Genomic DNA, 19,999 nt, shown 5'->3' on the forward strand with positions numbered 1-19,999 from the left:
ATTCGGCGCACACGTTGTATGGTCATCGGGAATTGGTCATGCATAGGTCTCATCCTCAGCCGGCAGGTCGCGCGGCCCTGGAGCGGCACTGGCGTGCGGGCCTGCTGTCGACATCCAAGGAGTTCCAGGTCATGCATACCCGCCGCGACATCCTTCAGTTGCTCGGCGCTAGCGCCGGTGCCGGCCTGCTGGCCAGCGCCCTGCCCGCGTTCGCGGCCGCGCCCGCCACCGGCGCGTCCAGTGCAGCCGGCCGCTTTGTCAGCAAGCGTCCGCCCAGGGCGCAGCGCCGCTTCGTCAGCAAGGCGGTCGAGCAGCAGATCGCGCAGATCAAGGCGCGCATCGCCGACCCCGAACTGGCCTGGCTGTTCGAGAACTGTTACCCCAACACGCTCGACACCACCGTGGAAACCGGCACCCGCAACGGCAAGCCGGACACCTTCGTCATCACCGGCGACATCCACGCGATGTGGCTGCGCGACTCCTCCGCGCAGGTGCACCCGTACGTGCCGCTGGCCAGGCGCGACCCGGCGTTGCGGCGCATGTTCCATGGCCTGATCCAGCGCCAGGCTGCGTGCATCACGCTCGACCCCTATGCCAACGCGTTCCTGCCCGACGGCCAGACCCAGCGCCTGAAGTGGTCGCTCAACGACATCACCGAAATGAAGCCGGGCGTGGGCGAGCGCAAGTGGGAAGTGGATTCGTTGTGCTACCCCATCCGCATTGCGCACGAATACTGGCGCGCCACCGGCGACACCGCACCGTTCGACGACGACTGGCGCGCGGCAATGCACGTGGTGGTCAAGACCTTCCGCGAGCAGCAGCGCAAGGACAACCGCGGCCCGTACGTGTTCCAGCGGCCCTCGCCACTGGCCACCGAAACCCTGGTGCTGGAAGGCTACGGCCAGCCGACCAAGCCCAACGGCATGATCCACTCGATGTTCCGCCCCTCCGACGATGCCTGCGTGTTTCCATTGTTCGTGCCGGCCAACCTGTTCGCAGTCACCTCGCTGCGGCAGCTGGCCACGATGAGCACGGCCTTGCATCGCGACACCGCCTTCGCCGCCGAGTGCACCGCGCTGGCCGACGAAGTGGAAACCGCCACCCGCCGGTTCGGCCAGCAGCGCGATGCCGACGGGCAGGCGTACTGGGCGTTTGAAGTGGACGGCTTCGGTAACCAGTTATTCATTGACGACGCCAATGCACCCGGTCTGCTCAGCCTGGCCTACCTGGGCTGCTGCGATCGCGCCGACCCGGTGTTCCTGCGCACGCGCCAGCTGGCCTGGAGCGAACGCAACCCGTATTTCTCGCGCGGCAAAGCGGCCGAAGGCGTCGGCAGCCCGCACAGCGGCATGGGCACGATCTGGCCGATGTCGATCATTCAGTACGCGCTGGTCAGCGACGACGACGCGCAACTGCGCCAATGCCTGCAATGGTTGAAAACCACCCACGCCGGCACCGGCTTCATGCACGAGGCCTTCGACAAGGACAACCCGAGCACCTTCACCCGCGACTGGTTCGCCTGGGCCAATACCTTGTTCGGCGAACTGATCATCGACCTGCATCAACGCAAACCCCAGCTGCTGCGTAGCGCCTGACCTTCCCCTCTCCCATCGGGACCTCGGTCCCCTTCATGGGGAGAAAGTGCCCGAAGGGCGGATGAGGGTACGGCGCACCCACCTCGCGACATCAGAGATCACACACATGGCAACACGACGCGGTTTTCTCCAAGGCGCCATCGCCGCAGCCCTGTTTGGCAGCGTCGGTCTGCCCGGCCTGGCGCGCGCGCGCGCCGGCAATTACGCGCTTCCGGCCGACGCGCGTGCCCGCGCCGACCTCACCCGGCATGTGGATGTGTTCATCGGCACCGGCGGCCACGGCCATACCTTCCCCGGCGCCACGCTGCCGTTCGGCATGGTGCAGCTCAGCCCGGACACCTATAACGCGGTGTGGGATTCGTGCTCGGGGTATCACGAGTCCGATGGCTCGATCATGGGCTTCTCGCACACGCACCTGTCCGGCACCGGCATCGGCGACATGCTGGACGTCCTGCTGGTGCCCGCCACCGGTGAGGTCAAACTGGTGCCCGGCCCGCTCGACAACCCGGATGCCGGCTACCGCTCGCGCTACGACCACGCCGACGAAGCCGCATCGCCCGGTTACTACCGCGTGCGCCTCAAGGACAGCGGCGTGCATGCCGAACTCACCGCCACCGCGCGGGCCGGCCTGCACCGCTATCACTTCCCCAAGGGCAAACCCGCGCACGTGTTGCTGGACCTGTGCCACGGCATGCAGGACAAGCCGGAAATTGCCACCCGCGTGAGCGATGCGCAGCTGCGCGTGGTCGACGAACGCACCCTCACCGGCGGACGCCGCGTCTACCAATGGGCCAAGGGCCGCTACATCTATTTCGCCATGCGCCTGTCGCGCCCGTTCAAGCACGTGCAGCTGTACAACGAAGACCAACCGCTGCCCGCCGGCACGCGCAGCACCGACGGCACCCACCTCAAGGCCGCGTTGCATTACCCCGATGCCGCCGATGCCCCGCTGCTGATCAAGGTCGGCATCTCGGCCGTCAGCGCCGACAATGCATTGGCCAATCTGGACGCCGAATTGCCGGACTTCGACTTCGCGCGCGTGCATGCGCAAGCGGTCGCCGCCTGGGAAAAGGAACTGGCCCGCGTGCGCATCGACAGCGATGACGACGCGCAACGGCGCATCTTCTACACCGGCCTGTATCACAGCCTGCTGGCGCCCACGCTGTTCTCCGATGTGGACAACCGCTACCGCGGCATGGACCTGCAGATCCACACCGCGCCGAAGGGCTACAACAACTACAGCACCTACTCGCTGTGGGACACCTACCGCGCCGCCCATCCACTGCTCACGCTGGTCCAGCCCGAGCGCGTGCCGGACCTGGTGCAATGCCTGGTGCGCGGCGCCAACGAATGCCCGGACGGCGTGGGCATCTGGCCGCTGCAGGGCGTGGAGACCGGCTGCATGATCGGCTATCACTCCGCCGTGGTGCTGGCCGAGGCGCATGCCAAGGGCTTTACCGGGATCGACTACAAGGCCGCCTGGCCGGCGTACCGCAAGCGTGCGATGGACGACACCACCCACGGCCTGGGCGAGTACCGCAGGCTCGGTTACATCCCCGCAGACAAAGTGGACGAATCGGTCAGCCGCACGCTCGAATACGCCTACGACGACTGGGCCTGCGCACACCTGGCGCAGGCCGCCGGCGCCAGCGCCGATGCACGCGCATTGCGCAAACGCTCGCGCAACTACCGCAACGTGTTCAATCGCGACAGCGGCTTCGTGCAGGCACGGCTTGCCGACGGCAGCTGGGCCACACCGTTCGACCCGCGCGGAATGGGCCACATCGCCAAGTGGCGCGATTTCACCGAATCCAACGCCTGGCAGGCCACCTTCCTCAACCAGCACGATCTGTACGGCTACATGGATTTGTACGGCGGCCGCGACGGTTTCGTCGCCAAGCTGGACGAGCTGTTTTCCACCAGTTCCGAACTGCCCGCCGATGCACCGCCGGATATCGACGGCATGGTCGGCCAGTACGCGCATGGCAACGAGCCCAGCCACCATGTGGCGTATCTGTTCGCCTATGCCGGCCAGCCGTACAAGACCCAAGCGATGGTGCGCCGGTTGCTGCGCGAGCAGTATCACGACGCGCGCAACGGCCTGTCCGGCAACGAAGACTGCGGGCAGATGAGCGCCTGGTTCGTGCTCAGTGCACTGGGGCTGTATGCGGTGGATCCGGTCAGCGGCAACTACATCGTGGGCAGCCCCTTGTTCAAGCGTGCCACGCTGGACGTGGGCAATGGCCGCACGCTGCGCATCGTGGCCAAGGACAACAGCGCGCAGAACGTTTACGTGCAGTCGCTGACCTTCAACGGCAAATCGCTCACCCGCGCCTGGCTACGTCACACCGAGCTGGCCGCCGGCGGCACGCTGGAGTTTGCGATGGGGCCCAAGCCTAACCCGGCCTTCGGCGCAGACAAGAAGGATCTGCCACCGTCGTTCGCGTAATGCCAGTACGTCGCTTGCACAAGCGGCGCGTTCGGTGCTTGCTGCGCGAATGGGGAACGCCCTTTCCCGTGTACGCAAACAGGGATCGCTTGTTCATTTGCCAGTGGAAGTTGCTTTCTCATTCCGCAGGCGGGGATTGCTCTTCCCTTCTCCCGCAAGCGGGCATTGCTCTTCCTTCTCCCGCAAGCGGGTATTGCTCTTCCTTCTCCCGCAAGCGGGAGAAGGTGCCCGCAGGGCGGATGAGGGCAGAACGCGAGCACCGCCGCCTGCCATCCACCCGCACCACCGGCCCACCTACATCGAGACCTCCATGCTGCGTACCACTCTTGCTCCCCTGGTTCTGGCCCTGGCGCTCGCGCTTCCCGTCGCCGCTGCCACACCCGAGCCCTGGCCCGCCTTCGGCACGCAGGGCACGCAGTTCGTGCGCGACGGCAAGCCGTATCAAGTGCTCTCCGGCGCCATCCATTTCCAGCGCATTCCGCGCGCCTACTGGAAAGACCGCCTGCAAAAAGCGCGTGCCCTGGGCTTGAACACCGTAGAGACCTACGTGTTCTGGAACCTGGTGGAACCGCAGCAAGGCCAGTTCGATTTTTCCGGCAACAACGATGTGGCCGCGTTCGTGCGCGAAGCCGCCGCGCAGGGCCTCAACGTCATCCTGCGGCCCGGCCCTTACGCCTGCGCAGAGTGGGAAGCCGGCGGCTACCCGGCCTGGTTGTTCGGCAAGGGCAATATTCGCGTCCGCAGCCGCGATCCGCGCTTTCTCGCCGCCAGCCAGTCCTATCTGGATGCGTTGGCCAAACAGGTGCAGCCGCTGCTCAACCATAACGGCGGGCCGATCATCGCCGTGCAGGTCGAGAACGAATACGGCTCCTACGCCGACGATCACGCCTACATGGCCGACAACCGCGCCATGTACGTCAAGGCTGGCTTCGACAAGGCCTTGCTGTTCACCTCCGATGGCGCCGACATGCTCGCCAACGGCACCTTGCCCGACACCCTGGCGGTGGTGAACTTCGCACCCGGCGAGGCCAAGAGCGCATTCGACAAACTGATCAAGTTCCGCCCCGATCAACCGCGCATGGTCGGCGAATACTGGGCCGGGTGGTTCGACCATTGGGGCAAGCCGCATGCCGCAACCGATGCCAGGCAACAGGCCGACGAGTTCGAGTGGATCCTGCGCCAGGGCCACTCGGCCAATCTCTACATGTTCATCGGCGGCACCAGTTTCGGCTTCATGAATGGCGCCAATTTCCAGAACAATCCCAGCGACCACTACGCGCCGCAGACCACCAGTTACGACTACGACGCCATCCTCGACGAAGCCGGCCACCCCACGCCCAAATTCGCGTTGATGCGCGATGCCATCGCCCGCGTGACCGGCGTGCAACCGCCCGCATTACCGGCACCGATCGCCACCGCCACGCTGCCGGCCACGCCGCTGCGCGAATCGGCCTCGCTCTGGGACAACCTGCCCGCGCCGATCGCCATCGACACCCCGCAGCCGATGGAACAGTTCGGCCAGGATTATGGCTACATCCTCTACCGCACCACGGTCACTGGCCCGCGCAAGGGCCCGCTGTATCTGGGCGACGTGCGCGATGTGGCACGCGTGTACGTGGATCAACGGCCGGTCGGCAGCGTTGAGCGGCGTTTGCAGCAGGTGTCGCTTGAGGTAGAGATTCCTGCAGGCCAGCACACCCTGGATGTGCTGGTCGAAAACAGCGGCCGCATCAACTACGGCACGCGCATGGCCGACGGCCGCGCCGGGCTGGTGGACCCGGTGCTACTGGACAACCAGCAGCTCACCGGCTGGCAGGCCTTCCCGCTGCCGATGCGCACGCCCGACAGCATCCGCGGCTGGACCCGCAAGGCAGTGCAAGGCCCGGCGTTTCACCGCGGCGCCCTGCGCATCGGCACGCCGACCGACACCTATCTGGACATGCGCGCCTTCGGCAAGGGCTTTGCCTGGGCCAACGGCGTCAACCTGGGCCGCCATTGGAACATCGGCCCGCAGACCGCGCTGTATTTCCCCGCGCCGTTCCAGCGCAAGGGTGACAACACGGTGGTGGTCTTCGACCTGGACGATGTCGCCACCCCCAGCGTGCGCGGCCTGAAGCAGCAGGTGTGGCTCACGCCGAAAGAGTGAGTCTTGCAAGGCGGCTGCAGACGCGTGCTCGCTCGCACAGCCGCCATCAGGTGGTGGACGCAGGGGCTACGGCAGCCGCCTGTTCGCGGATGCGTGCTGCCTGGACTTCGGTCGCCAGCAGCGTGCCGCGCACATGGGTGGTGTGCTGACGGGCCTGTTTCATGCAGAACCGGGCGAACCCTGCAACACCTTCTTGCGGCACGATCGCGTTCGAGGTCAGCACCCGGATCAGGCGCTGCTGCAAACCGGGCATCCTGGCGGCGGCGCGCGCCTGGCTTCGCACATCTGGGCTCGCCAGTTCCTGCTCGGCCATCTCCAGTTCCTGCAGCATCAGGCTGATCGCGCGCTGTTGGGTGGCGTCGCGCGTGCGCACCTGGTGCAATTGCGCCAGTAAACGTTCCGAAGCCTGATCGACCGTCGCCACCGGCGTTTGGTCATGAGAATGCGGATCATCGTGCACGTCGGGCTGCGGAAGGTCCGCCTGCGCGCTGAGCTTGGCGTCGAGATACTTCTTTTGCAGTTCAAGGCAGCATTGCATGTAGGCAATCTGCGACTTCACCGAGCCGGGCGTTTGCAGCCACTGCGCAAGCGCGGTTTCGGTCAGCACCGCGCTGTGCTTGGCATGGCTGCGCATCGCCTTGCCTCGCGCCTCCTGCGGCTTGCCGGTCAATACCGCGCGTCCATAGTTCGCTGCAGCGCGCAGGGCTGCATTGATGCGCCGACCCAGCGGCGCCGCAGGTGCCGGTCGACCCGAGCCCTTGCCCTGATCCGTCGAGCGCGGCTTGGCCGGATGCAATTTCTGCAGGTCGTCGGCACCGGCCTGCACAAACGCGTCCAGCGCCTTTTCCTGCCCGTCGATGCAGGCGTAGAGAGCGCTCCGCAACTCGAATCCATGGTGGGGCACCACGTCATCTGCTGCTGTTGCGCCCGACCTGTCGGCAGTCGAAGCGGCGGGTTCCGGCATCGCCGGTTGCGCATCACCTGCGGCAGAGGCGCCTTGGCGATGCTTCGGCTCCAGGCCGGGATCGGGTTCTGCAACGATATCGTCTTCATCGCTCCCCTCCGCTTCCTCCGCCACTGGCGTCAGTGCAACGTCCACCGCAGTTGGCGGCAACTGGTCGGCGACGTTGGGCACCTCCCGGGATGGCGCACCCTCCGCCTCGCGTGCAGGCAACAGATCCGCCACCGCCAGCAGCGCGCGATCGACGCCGGGCATGTCCTCGGTCTGGTACCTGCGATAGCGCTTCTGCTTGCCGTGCGCCAGCAGGAACTGATGGCTGCCGACCCCCATCGTGGCCGCACCGAGCAGGCCTGCGCCGATGATCAGGCCGGTGCCCACCGGGGCGGCCACCGTGGCGCCGGCAACGACGGCCGCGCTGACGCCGACCTTGGTCAACGTACTGGCGGTGTAGGTGACTCCACCCACGACAAAGCCCTTGTTCCACTGGTTGAACCGATGCGCAAAGCGGTCGTACTTGCCCAACTTGGTGTTCACAAAGTGCTGGTAGCGCTGTGCGCCAGGACTGAGTTCGCCAGGTTCGAGATCTTGCAGGAAGCGCTGGACCCTGCCGACATCCACGGCAACACGCGTCCTTTCCCGACGCGACTGGTGCAGGAAGGTGCCCCCCAATGCGGTGGCCGCCACGCTCGCCAACGGCGCGAGCACGAAGCTGCCGGCGATGCCCGCCGCAGAGGCCGCACCTGCGGCCGCGGCACTGTGGCCCACCAGGCCCGCCGCATTTGCGCTCTTGCTGGCGATTGCCAGCCCGCCCTGGATGCCGAGTTCGCTCGCTGCCTTGGTGAAGATCACCCCGGCCGAGGCCATGGAGGTTGCGGCAATGGCGCCGTCCCGCGTATTTCGCCGCTGCAGGTAGGCGTTGGTCTCGATCGCCTCGCTCAGTGCATGCGCGTAAGCATTGGCAGCGCCTGCAGGCGCTGTCGTGCCCAAGGCGGATTGCAGTGTCGCCTGCTCCGCGCGCAGGCGGCGTTCCTGCTGCCGCAAGTGCGTGCGCTGCTCGGCAACTTCGCGGGTTTCCTTGTACGCGGCATAGATCGCAAGACTCGACAGCGGCAGCATCGCGCCGCTGATGCCCAGGCTCATCGCCAGATCGAATGTGCCTGCCGGCGCGCCTTCCTCGGCAAGGGCGTGCAGGACGCCGTCCTCCGCTGCATGCCCAACCACGTGCGGATCCGCCGGATGCCCGGCGTCGGCGTGTGGCCCATGGTGCCCTTCAGGCGTCGGCGCATGCGGGGCATCTGCAGCGTGCGGCTGTGCGGGATGTGCGCTCTGCGGTGGGTGTGGCAGGTGGTGGCCATCCGGTGCCGCTGCATGCTCGGCCGGTGAGTGCTCGGGTGGATGCGCCGAGTCCCCAGCGTCCGCGGACTGCTCAGGTTCGCCGCGGCGGGGAATGTCGTTGATCAATTCGGCCGTTTTGTCCGCGGTTCCATGCAAGGGGTCGGCCACGTACTTGGCGACCACGAAGACGTCATAGGCGGTCTCCGCTTCGGCAACCCGGGCATTGGCGTCTCCGTGGTGCGCTCGTCGCTCGCTCTCATCGCGGTGTGTGCGTCTGGGCAGTGGCCGGGTCTGCAGCACTTTCAACCCAAGTGGCCAACCCTGTCGATCTTGCGGCGATTCCGCTGCGGGCGGCGTTTCAACGGCCGCAGCAGAATCGCCTGTGACAAGGTGCTGTGCAGTGGATCGTTGGACACGCATGAGCAAACTCCAACCGGTGCGAAGCGGCGATGGTGCGCCTGTCCTCTCCAGCCAGTCTTGTTGCGACGAACACGCGATTCCGTAAACGAACTCTCCGGCCCAACCACGCGTGGCGCGATTTATCCCGGAGAAAGCCGGCCATTGGGTACCTCCACGCCGGATGGGCAAGATGCAAGACGTCGCACCGATGGCCTGGCGGAGTTGGCACTGCGCCACACAGGCGCGGGCACGGATCCTGCTGTCGAGCCGCCGCGTTCTTGCACAACGCCCCCATCGCCTTGGGCCCTGTTGCGCAATCAGAAATAACCGCCGGAACAGTTTTCTGCCGATCGTGCTTTAGACCTGGCCGCAGCCGCCGTTATCAGAACGTCCGGTGCCGCTGCGCCGCCCGCATACCGTCGAGGTATCGGACGGCACAGATTCCAGGCAATATCACCGGCTGACTCCGTTACGGATGCGCTTGCTTGCGACGTAGACGGCTTGATTGCAGGTTCCAGGAGCGTTGCATGTCGTCGTCCACCGTTGCACAAGAGTCCGTTCCCGCCGTTGCCGAGCACACCCAGAACGCCTTCGCCGAGCAGATCCACAGCAAGCCCATGGGCAGTGCCGAAGCCGCACACCTGATGACGTTCCTGTGCCAGACCGAATCGGCCAAGAAGCCGCAAACGCTGCTGCCGCCGCAAGCGCGCGACGAGAACGCGGCCTGAGCGAGGTATTTGCGCAGGCAAGAATGGCGACAGCTGTGACGCTGTCGCCATGGGCGGTTACTTTGCAGTGTCGAACGAGGTGAGCACGGTGAGCAGACTGTTCAGATTCTCTGCGGCACCGCCTTGCGCAACGTTCTCGACATCTGCCGCGCAAGCGCCGGTATCGGCACCGTAGGTCTGCATCACGCCTTGGTTGTTGGCCGCCTGCGCCAAGGGGGTTTGCTGCTGTTGTGCAGCGAGGGCATTCTGAAACAGGATGCCGGCCGAATGGGCCACGCTTTGGTAAATCGAACCCATCGCAAACGCTGGCGCTTCGCCAACGACCTTGACGTTGGCCTGGGTGACGGCATCGGTGATCTGCGGATTGACTGCGGTTGGAAAAGCCATCGACGCCCTCCTGAGTGAATGGATGCACGGCGGTCTGCGTTGTACCGGCCCAGCGGGGCTAACAGCGCATCGCGGTCATGTCCCCGCAACGCCCCGCTGACAAACCGCCACACCACGCTCGCGATGCCATCTCGATAGCGGCCGGCCCGCGCGCAACTCGACCCTCGCATCGCCACGCTTCAGCGCACGTCGCAACATCTGTGTGATCGTGCGCGCGTGCGCACAGTCGCGCCCAGTCAGGCCAAGTGCCACCAGCCAGTAGAGGCCGACGCAGAGCGGCCACATCGCTGTATGTCTGGCAGTGCAATTCGACCAAGCCGCCCGAAGGACGGACCACGTGGTATTTAAGAGATAATAAAAAGGTCTTTCAAACTTCGCACAGGACCGGACCACGATGCATCCGCCACGCCTGCTGAGCCGCCTCGTAGCGAGCCTTGCTGCAAGCCTGGGTGTAGTTGCTGCCCAAGCCCAATCGCCTGCGTCGCCGCCCTCGCCGATCGTGCTCAGCGAGTTCATCGCCGACCCGGCTCCTACCCCGCAAGCACACGCGTCCACCTTGCTGGAAACGCGCGATGGTCGCCTGTTGGCCGCCTGGTTCGGCGGCGAGCACGAAGGTGCGGCCGATGTCGGCATCTGGCTGGCTCAGCGCGGCCCGCAGCAATGGCAGACACCACGCCGCATTGCCGATGGCGCCCACGCAGGCGTCGATGGCGTTGCAGTGCCGGCATGGAATCCGGTGTTGTTCCAATCGACCACCGGGCCGGTGCAGCTGTACTACAAGCTCGGACCCACTCCGCGCCAATGGTGGGGGCTGCGTCTGCTTTCCACCGACGATGGCGCGCACTGGTCGCCACCGCAGCGGTTGCCCGACGGCATTCTCGGGCCGATCAAGAACAAGCCGGTGCAATTGCCGAACGGCCGCATCCTGGCGCCCAGCAGCAGCGAAGACCGCGGCTGGCGCGCCCACCTGGAATGGAGCGACGACGACGGCGCGCACTGGCAACGCGGCATGCCGCTCAACGATGCGAAGGCGATCGGTGCGATCCAGCCCAGCCTGCTGCTATATCCGGATGGCCGTCTGCAGGCGTTGGGCCGCAGCCAGCAAAACAAGCTTTTCAGCACGTTCTCGCTCGATGGCGGCCTGCATTGGCAGCCCATGCACTTGCTGGACGTGGAAAACCCGAACTCGGGCACCGACGCGGTGATGCTGCGCGACGGCCGTGCGTTACTGGTCTACAACCCCGCCATTGCCGGCAAGGATTGGTGGGACGGCCGCGGTACGCTGGCCGTTGCCGTCTCCAACGATGGCGTGCACTGGCAACGCGTGCTGACGCTGGAAGACAGCGCCCATGATGAATTTTCTTATCCGGCTGTGATCCAGACCCGCGATGGGTTGGTGCATGTCAGCTACACCTGGAAGCGGCGACGGATCAAGCATGTGGTGCTCGATCCCACGCGGTTCGGCGCATGCAGCCCCTGCCAGGCACCCGCCCCCGCCACGCTGTCTGAGCGCTGCACAACGGCATGCGGCCACGCGGCTGATCCTTCGTCATGATGACGATGGCTTCGCCCCTGGCGATTCGCCCATCGCGTTGCGTGCCAATCATCGTCATCGAGCGACAGCCAAGACGAGGAATGCGATGCGACGCGTCGATCAACCACGCCCGCCGGGCGCGCCTTTCGGACTGCGGGAGCAGACTACGTCCGATGCGGATGCGCCCGCGCGCACTGCCCCACCCGCACACCCCGCGCCCGAGCGCCCTACCGGCATGCTCGGCGGCCTGACCAGATATGTGCCTGGCGACCGGTCCGGGCGACCGCCAGCAATGCCTGCCGCTGCCGAGACCTCTCGCCGGCCAACCACCTCCGCCCGCCCGCTTCCCTACGGCGGATCCGGCAGCGCCGCGCGGATGAACGAGGCGGCTTTACATCCTTTGCGGACGCCTCAGTTGCCACAGCTCAGCGACATAGAACGCGCTCGCTTCCACTCCGTCACCACCGACTCGCAACACTTGCGGCCGGTGCGCCCCCGTATGCCACCAACCGAGGGCGCGTCACCCTTACGGCGCTCCACAGCGCTTCGCCCGTACCGCGACGTCCTGTCGCAATGGCAACGCCACTACAACGCAGATCGCAATCGCTGGCACAGCGCATGGCGCCAGGCCAACAGCAACAACCCGCAGATCGAGACACGCACAGGCCGGGCGCTGAAGGCGACAGCCGACCTGCTGGAGGACGCAACCCAACCGGGCCGGGTCGCGCTGGAGCTGCGCTCAGTTCCGCTGCCGCAATTTCCCGACCAGGCATTCCGTCTTTCGCATCTGCAGCACATGACGATCGACGCGGCAGGGTTGATGGAGCTCCCGGACACCATGCAGCAATTTGCGGGCCTGGAAACACTCACGCTCGCACGCAATCCGCTTCGCGCGCTACCGGCATCCATCGCAAGCCTCAACCGATTACGCGAGCTCTCCATCCGCGCCTGCCCGGAATTGACGGAACTTCCCGAACCCCTGGCAAGCACCGATGCATCCGGCGAGCACCAGGGCTTGGTCAACCTGCAGAGCCTACGGCTGGAATGGACCGGGATCAGATCGCTTCCGGCGTCCATCGCCAACCTGCAAAATCTGAAAAGCCTGAAGATACGCAACTGCCCGCTGTCCGCCCTTGGCCCGGCCATCCATCACCTGCCAAAGTTGGAGGAGCTTGATTTGCGGGGCTGTACCGCGCTGCGCAACTATCCGCCGATTTTCGGCGGCCGTGCGCCACTGAAGCGACTGATTCTGAAAGACTGCAGCAACCTGCTCACGCTGCCACTGGACATTCACCGCCTGACGCAGCTGGAAAAACTCGATCTGCGAGGTTGCGTCAATCTCTCCAGACTGCCCTCGTTGATCGCCCAATTACCTGACAACTGCATCATCCTGGTGCCGCCGCATCTCCAAGCGCAGCTCGACCAGCATCGTCCAGTTGCGCGCCCCGCGGAACCAGGGCGGACTGGCCCGACCACCCCAATTCTCTCGTCCCCTGGTGCCAGCAATCGCGCCAGGGCATCCTCTTTGGCGACCACCACCGAACTGCTTCGCACGGTTGCGCTCGAACTGAACAAGGTTGCGCTCGAACGCATCGAACACACCGCACAGGCCATGCTGAGCACGGTCATCGATGAAGAAAGAAATCCCTTTCTGGAAGGTGCTCCATCCTATCTCCCAGGAAAACGCCCTACCGATGTCACCACCTTCGGCCAAGTTCCGGCATTGCGGGACATGCTGGCAGAAAGCAGGGATCTTGAGTTCCTGCAACGGGTAAGCGACATGGCAGGCCCATCCCCCAGAATCGAAGACCCGAGCGAGGAAGGCCTCGCCCGCCACTACACGAACGTCAGCAACTGGAAGGCGCAGAAGAGCGCACACCTGGGCATCGTCGATCATCTCGGGCAGTTCGTTTATCACGAAGGAAGCCCGCTCGACGTAGCGACATTGGCCAAGGCAGTGCAGATGTGGAAGACCCGTGAGCTGATCGTCCACGCACACCCGCAAGACCGCGCGCGCTTTCCCGAGCTCGCTGTGCACATTCCCGAGCAGGTCAGCGACGACTCTGATAGCGAACAGCAGACAAGCCCGGAACCTTCAGGCCATCAGTAGAGAGCCAACGCGACAGGCGCAGCAGCCCATCGAGCATCGCCCTCAGCGTGCCTGCGCAACGCGGGCAGCGCCTCCCTGGCGAACGGGGCGTTGCGCGCGTTTCACGCCTGTTGCAACGCGTCTACCATCCGTTGTACCCGCGCGGTATCGGTCCGTTGGTAGTCGCCGCCCAGATCGCGGATATACGGGTGCGGCGACGGCACCTGGGCGGCGATCACGCCACGCGCCGACGCATGGAATTCGTGGGCGCCGGTGTGCTGCCGCAGGGTGCGGATGTTGTGCTCGGAAAGCCCGGCACCGGGCATGATGCCGATGCGCCCGGCTGCCTGCCGCACCAACGCGGCAATGGTGTCGATTCCCTCCAGCGCACTCGCACGTGCACCCGAGGTCAGCACCCGCTCGCACCCCAGCGCGATCGCATCCTCCAGCACACGCGACGGATCGGCACTGACATCGATCGCACGATGAAACGTCACCCCCAACGGCCCTGCTGCCTGCATCAACACGCGCATTGTCGCCAGATCGACCTGCCCATGCCGGTCCAGCGCGCCAAGGACCACGCCATCGCAACCAAGCCGCACGCACTGCTCCACATCGCGGCGCATCACCTCGACTTCTGCGGCGTCGAACACGAAGTCGCCCACGCGCGGACGAATCAGCACATACAACGGAATCCGCAAACGCTCGCGCACCACCGCCAACGTGCCGAACGATGGTGTCAGCCCACCGCCATCCAGCCCGCCGCACAGCTCCACGCGCATTGCACCGCCTGCTTGCGCGGCCAATGCCGAGGCCACCGAATCGGCAGCCACCTCCAACCCTAACGCGCTCATGCCGCCGGCTCGCTGGTGTAATGGCTCTGCCCAGGCACCAGCAGATCCTGCCGCTGCGCGTCGCACACCGCGTAACTGAAGCCCTTCTGGATCGCGAACGCACCCACTTCGCCGCGCTTGTTCATTGCCAGAAAGCCGACCTGCAATGTGCGCGTCAGCTCCGGCTTGCGACGGATCAGCCGCATCACCACCTCGCGGCAGGCATCGGCCGGCGACTTGCCCTGCCGCATCATTTCCACTACCGCAAAACTGCCGACGTTGCGGATCACCTCCTCGCCCACACCAGTCGAGGTCGCACCGCCCACTTCGTTGTCCACGTACAGGCCCGCACCAATGATCGGGCTGTCGCCCACGCGGCCGTGCATTTTCCACGCCATGCCGCTGGTGGTGCATGCACCGGATAGATTGCCGTGCGTATCCAGCGCCAGCATGCCGATGGTGTCGTGATTGTCCTTGCCGCCGGGCAACTTGGCATCGCGCCACGCACGATTTTCGACATTGGCTTCTGGCGAATACTTGGAAGTCTTCAACCACTCTTTCCAGGCCGCTTCGGAGCTTGGGGTCAACAGCTTGGTTTTCGGAAACCCCTGTTCGAAGGCGAATTGACGCGCACCATCGCCTACCAACATCACGTGCGGCGTTTTCTCCATCACCGCACGCGCCACCGAAATGGCGTGCACCACGTCTTCCAGCGATGCCACCGCGCCGCAATTGCCCAGGTGGTCCATGATGCAGGCGTCCAGGGTGACCCGGCCATCGCGGTCCGGATAACCGCCCAGGCCGACGGTGGGATTGCTCGGGTCCGCTTCCGGCACTCGCACGCCGGCCTCCACCGCATCCAGCGCAAGACCGCCGCTGCTGAGAATCTTCCAGGCTTCCTGATTGGCGGCAACGCCAAAATCCCAGGTGGAAATCACCCGCGCCGCTCCACGCGGCAGCGCCGTCGGCCGCGCGCCCGGCGTGGCGCCTGCCGCGGCTTGCGCGCGGGCGCCCCAGCCGGCCAACCCGGACGCAATCGCGCCCAGCGTGGCGCTCTTGAGGAAGTGACGACGTTGAAGCATGCGGATGACTCCATGACGGAAACGGGCGGCCGCGCAGTGCGGCACCAGCCTTCCATCATGCGACAGCATGACGTGCGGATAAACCTTCTTGCGGTGTTGTCGCATGCGGATCCGTGCACAACCCTTGCTTGGCTGGGCTAACCCTGTCTCGGCCGCTGCGCATCCGATGCATGGATGTGGCTGGCGGCAAGCGACGGACGATGCGATGCGCAGCCACGATTGGCTCGGGGCTGGACCAACGGACGAGCCAGCCTGGGCCTTCCCCTTCGTCGCCCAGCATCCGCGCTTCGCGCCAGCTCCGTCGGAGCGAGAGCCCCCTTGTCGTCAGACGGTTGGGAGTGAGGTCCGGCGGCACCGCCGCAGCCCAGGCATGGCCGGCAAAAAAATTTTCCGACCGGTTAACCCCATTCGCCGCACTCGCCCGTTTCACTGACAGAGGCGCAGTGCACGGCGACCTCGGGCTGTCCGGTTGTCCATCCATCCCACCTCGCCACGCAAAGGATTCCCATGTCACGTCACAGCCTGATTGCGCTCGCCTTGTTGCTGGGCGCCTGCTCGCACGAACCCACTGCACCGCCGCACGAACCATCACGCAGCGAGTCCGCACCACCACCCGCGACAGCGCAGCCACCGCAGCCAGCTAACCAGACCGACGCGCTCCCTGAAGTCAGGCCGCAAGCGCAGCTCGCAGCACCTGCCCCCGCGCATGCACTGCAAGCGCCATCGGCGCCTAGCCCGCCGTCGCCCCCCATCGAAGCGATGCCGGCCCCGGTCAGCGCCAGCCACCTGTCACGTCAGGCACCGGCAGCGATGCTGATGGCCCATCGCCCGGTTCTCGATAGCCGAATGCCGATGCCGCCAGTGGCACCCGCGCCTGCCCAAGACCGCGAGCGCTACCAACACATCGACGACAACGCCATCGTACAAGCCGCGCAACACCCGATCTCCACCTTCAGTATCGACGTCGACACCGGCAGCTACAGCAATGTGCGGCGGTTCCTCAACGCAGGCAGCCTGCCACCAGCGGATGCCGTCCGCGTGGAAGAATTGATCAACTATTTCCGCTACGACGACCCGGCGCCGACCAATGGCCAACCCTTCGCCGTGCGTACCGAACTGGCGACTACACCATGGAACAAGGACAGCCTGCTGCTGCGCGTAGGCATCGCCGGCCGCGACATCGCCACCGCCGATCTACCGCCCGCCAACCTGGTCTTTCTGGTCGACGTCTCCGGCTCGATGGACGCGCCGGACAAGCTGCCGTTACTGCAATCCTCGCTCAAGCTGCTGGTGCGCCAGCTGCGCGCGCAAGATCGCATCACGCTGGTGACTTACGCCGGCAACACATCGGTGGTGCTGCCGCCCACGCCGGGCGATCAGCAGGGGCGCATCGTCGAAGCCATCGATGCCTTGCAATCGGGCGGGTCCACCGCCGGCGCCAGCGGGATCGAGCTCGCCTACAAAGCCGCGCAGCAAGGCTATCTGCGTGGTGGCATCAATCGCATCCTGCTCGCCACCGATGGCGACTTCAATGTCGGCGTCACCAACTTCGATCAGCTCAAGGGCATGGTGGCCGAAAAGCGCCGCTCCGGTATCGCACTGTCCACGCTCGGCTTCGGTACCGGCAACTACAACGACAACCTGATGGAGCAGTTGGCCGATGCCGGCGACGGTGCCTACGCCTACATCGACACCGCGCTGGAAGCGCGCAAGGTGCTCACCCACGAGCTGGGCGCCACGCTGGCGACCATCGCGCGCGACGTCAAGATCCAGGTCGAATTCAATCCGAACACCGTCAAGGAATATCGCCTGATCGGCTACGAAAACCGTGCGCTGCGCGATGAGGACTTCAACAACGATCAGGTCGATGCGGGCGACATCGGCGCCGGCCATACCGTCACCGCCTTGTACGAAATCACCCCGGCCGACGGCACCGCATCGGTCGACCCGCTGCGCTACGCAAGCGCCGCACAGCGTACGCAGGCACGGCCCCTCAACGGCGAGCTGGCGCACATCAAACTGCGCTACAAGCGGCCCGATGCACAGCGCAGCCAGTTGCTGGACACGGTGGTACGCAGCAGTCAACGCAAGGCACTGAATGCCACCAGCGATACCTTCCGTTTTTCTGCAGCGGTGGCCGGTTTCGGGCAGCGCCTGCGTGGCGGCAACCAGCTGCGGGGCTGGGATTACCCGCAGGTGCGCGCCCTGGCCGCCGGCAGCCTGGGCAGCGACCGTTTCGGCTATCGCGCCGACTTCCTGCAACTGGTGCAGCAGGCCGACGCACTGAGCACCCGGCCACTCGCCGACACCGACTGATGCGCGCAGCGCCTGCCTATACTGAGCGCATGCATCCTGCCGATCTTGCGCATCTTCCCGACGAGGAGCTCATGCTCCTCGTCGCCAATGGCTTTGTCGAACAACCGGCGACCGAATTGTTCAAGCGCCACAACCGCGCCTTGTTCAACTTCCTGGCCTGGTTGTGCGAAGGCAATCTGAGCGAGGCCGAAGACCTGGCGCAGAAAACCTGGGTCAAGCTGATGACCCGCTGTAGCGACTATCGCCCCGGGCAGGCCGCCTTCACCAGCTTTCTGTTCCAGATCGGCCGCAATGCCTGGCGCGACACCCGGCGCAGCGCATACCACGCCACCTCGGTGGCGCTGGACGATGTGCATCTGCAGTTGCCCGACGACGAGCTGAGCGCCGAGCGCCTGGCCATGCTCGGCCAGCAACAACATCGCGTGCGTGCCGCACTGATGGCACTGCCGGATGCGCAACGGGAAGTGGTGGTGCTGCGCTTCTTCGCCGAGCTGGGCATCGAAGAGATCGCGCATGTGATCGGCGAAGGCTTCGAAACGGTCAAGAGCCGGCTGCGCTACGCCTTCGCAAAGCTGCGCGTGAGCCTGGAGGCCGCGCCGTGAGCACGTCCTTCGATCGTTTCCTTGCCGGGCATGATGGCCTTGCTGCCTTGCTGCGTGCGCTGCCGCTGCATGCCCCGCCCGCGTCGATGGATGCCTGGTTTGCACACGCCGCGCAAGAGGCAGAAGCCGAGCGCGCTGCAGCGACCGCGACACAGGACACCTTGCAGTTTGAAGCGCCTGCCACCATGGCCAGCCTGTTTGCTGCCGCAGCAGCGCAAGCCGAACAGACGCAGGCTGCACAACGCGCGGCCGTGCAGGCACGTCTTGCGCAAGGCGACACCGCCGACCACACACTGGGCGCGCCATTGAGCGAGGCTGCACGCGAATGGATTGCGCAACAGATGCGCAATGCTGCCGATGCTGTGCCGGTCATGCCTGCTGCGCCTGCCGTGACAGGTACGTCGAACCCTGAATCGGTGGCTGGATCCGTGCCTGCAGCGGCCTCGGCTGGCACATCCAACCCAGTGCCGCTTTCCTCGCTCGCCGATGCCGGCAGATCTTCGGCTCAGGGAGCCGGCTCGATTCCGGATTCTTCTGACGCTCCCGCTTTTCATGCCGCTGCTGCTTCAACTTCGACGCAGGGTTCAACCCCGGCATCGGCTGCTTCGTCAACGCAAGCCCCTACACGGGCGCCATCGGGCATCGGCCCAGCGCCTGTTCGACGCAGTGCCCGACGCCTGCGCTGGATGCCGCCCTTGGCGCTCGCCGCGTCGGTCACGCTGGCGGTTGGCCTCGGCCTGCAATGGCAGGCCAGTCGACCGGTGCCGGATGCGCTCACACCGGCTGCGGCGATCCCTGCGGCAGCCGAATCAGGAAGAGTTCCCGCGCGCCCCGCTGCGGCAGACGGAGCAGATCGTGCCTCAGAAGGCAGCGTCCAAGATGTTGCGCAGCGACCTGCCTCCGCATCCGCCGACGTACCCACTTCCGCGCAGCAGGTGGAGAGGCAGCCGGCACCTTCGCTGCAGGAGCTCGCGCCAGCCGCCATGCCGGCCCCGGTCAGCGCGCCCCTGCCTGCACGTGTGGTGACGCCGCCAGCTTCCGCGCGCCCCACCGGGATGACGTCCACCCAACCGCCAATGGTGCCGGAGCCGACGCAAGACGATGCGCACGCCGCGATGGCGCCGCCCCCACCGCCTGCCCCCATCACCGCGAACAACGACGATGTAAAGGCCAGTGGTGCGCCCGCGGCAGGCACGGATAACAGCGCACCTGCCCCGCGACCCACCGAGCGTGCGCCAGCGCCTGCGGCGCCCGCGGCGGCGGCGAAATTGCCGATGTTGCCGGTATTGCCGGCACCGTCGCAGGATCCATCGTTGCGGATCGAACGCATGGCCGCCAACGCACCTGCGACCACCGAGCTAGTGATATCGCGCAACACCTCGCGTGCCGCGCCAACAGCTGCACCTGCACCAAGACCGGAACCGCAGGCCGGCAAGCCGCAGCCCGGAGCATCACGCGACAGCTGGTCGTCCACCTCGGCCACCCGCATTGCGACACAGCAGGCACAGCAACAGCGCGAGACAGACACGCGCGAGCAGACACA

Annotated in this window: 12 protein-coding genes; 8 read left to right on the plus strand and 4 right to left on the minus strand. The window is 65.7% G+C overall.

The window, feature by feature from the left end; translation table 11 throughout:
* Window positions 1-131: 131 nt before the first annotated feature.
* From ACCQ16_RS14965 to ACCQ16_RS14975, 3 genes are all read left to right on the plus strand, one after another.
* Window positions 132-1,595, plus strand: coding sequence for a glycoside hydrolase family 125 protein (locus tag ACCQ16_RS14965; RefSeq protein WP_277572580.1), 1,464 nt, complete (start codon window positions 132-134; stop codon window positions 1,593-1,595).
* 106 nt (window positions 1,596-1,701) lie between these two features.
* Complete coding sequence (locus ACCQ16_RS14970) at window positions 1,702-4,044, plus strand: GH92 family glycosyl hydrolase (protein ID WP_338339053.1); 2,343 nt, start codon at window positions 1,702-1,704, stop codon at window positions 4,042-4,044.
* A 310-nt stretch (window positions 4,045-4,354) separates the two neighbouring features.
* Entirely contained in the window at window positions 4,355-6,190 is a 1,836-nt protein-coding gene (locus tag ACCQ16_RS14975; protein ID WP_031423712.1) for a glycoside hydrolase family 35 protein, read from the plus strand.
* A 46-nt stretch (window positions 6,191-6,236) separates the two neighbouring features.
* Here ACCQ16_RS14975 and xopK read toward each other — a convergent pair whose 3' ends face one another.
* Window positions 6,237-8,906, minus strand: a complete 2,670-nt coding sequence (gene xopK, locus ACCQ16_RS14980; RefSeq protein WP_301541712.1) for a type III secretion system effector XopK — start codon at window positions 8,904-8,906, stop codon at window positions 6,237-6,239.
* 506 nt (window positions 8,907-9,412) lie between these two features.
* Between xopK and ACCQ16_RS14985 the strand changes: the two genes are divergently transcribed.
* Complete coding sequence (locus ACCQ16_RS14985; protein WP_008572048.1) at window positions 9,413-9,613, plus strand: hypothetical protein; 201 nt, start codon at window positions 9,413-9,415, stop codon at window positions 9,611-9,613.
* Between the two features lie 57 nt (window positions 9,614-9,670).
* On the opposite strand, the gene ACCQ16_RS14990 is transcribed toward ACCQ16_RS14985, so the two are convergent.
* Window positions 9,671-10,000 (minus strand): RebB family R body protein, encoded by a 330-nt coding sequence (locus tag ACCQ16_RS14990; protein WP_057680672.1) that lies wholly within the window; start codon window positions 9,998-10,000, stop codon window positions 9,671-9,673.
* Window positions 10,001-10,394: 394 nt separating this feature from the next.
* On the opposite strand from ACCQ16_RS14990, the gene ACCQ16_RS14995 reads away from it, so the two are divergent.
* Both ACCQ16_RS14995 and xopL read left to right on the plus strand, forming a co-directional pair.
* Complete coding sequence (locus tag ACCQ16_RS14995) at window positions 10,395-11,555, plus strand: sialidase family protein (RefSeq protein ID WP_029819973.1); 1,161 nt, start codon at window positions 10,395-10,397, stop codon at window positions 11,553-11,555.
* Window positions 11,556-11,910: 355 nt separating this feature from the next.
* Window positions 11,911-13,644 carry a type III secretion system leucine-rich repeat domain-containing effector XopL gene (xopL, locus tag ACCQ16_RS15000; protein ID WP_277572781.1) on the plus strand — a complete coding sequence of 578 codons (1,734 nt, stop codon included), beginning with the start codon at window positions 11,911-11,913 and terminating at the stop codon, window positions 13,642-13,644.
* 101 nt (window positions 13,645-13,745) lie between these two features.
* Here xopL and ACCQ16_RS15005 read toward each other — a convergent pair whose 3' ends face one another.
* Both ACCQ16_RS15005 and ACCQ16_RS15010 read right to left on the minus strand, forming a co-directional pair.
* The gene (locus ACCQ16_RS15005; protein ID WP_136732826.1) at window positions 13,746-14,477 is read right to left on the minus strand and encodes a copper homeostasis protein CutC; all 732 of its coding nucleotides are present in this window, start codon (window positions 14,475-14,477) and stop codon (window positions 13,746-13,748) included.
* A complete protein-coding gene (locus tag ACCQ16_RS15010) occupies window positions 14,474-15,538 on the minus strand; it encodes a glycosylasparaginase (RefSeq protein ID WP_011348236.1) in 1,065 nt (354 codons plus the stop codon). Before ACCQ16_RS15010 ends, ACCQ16_RS15005 begins: the two co-directional genes overlap by 4 nt.
* Window positions 15,539-16,348: 810 nt before the next feature.
* Here ACCQ16_RS15010 and ACCQ16_RS15015 point away from each other — a divergent pair.
* The gene (locus ACCQ16_RS15015) at window positions 16,349-17,854 is read left to right on the plus strand and encodes a vWA domain-containing protein (protein WP_372380354.1); all 1,506 of its coding nucleotides are present in this window, start codon (window positions 16,349-16,351) and stop codon (window positions 17,852-17,854) included.
* A gap of 29 nt (window positions 17,855-17,883) precedes the next feature.
* On the plus strand, window positions 17,884-18,456 hold the full coding sequence (locus ACCQ16_RS15020; RefSeq protein WP_033837329.1) for a sigma-70 family RNA polymerase sigma factor: 573 nt from the start codon (window positions 17,884-17,886) through the stop codon (window positions 18,454-18,456).
* Window positions 18,457-19,999 lie beyond the last annotated feature (1,543 nt).

Source organism: Xanthomonas sp. NCPPB 1062 (genome assembly GCF_041481705.2).
GTDB lineage: Bacteria > Pseudomonadota > Gammaproteobacteria > Xanthomonadales > Xanthomonadaceae > Xanthomonas > Xanthomonas euvesicatoria.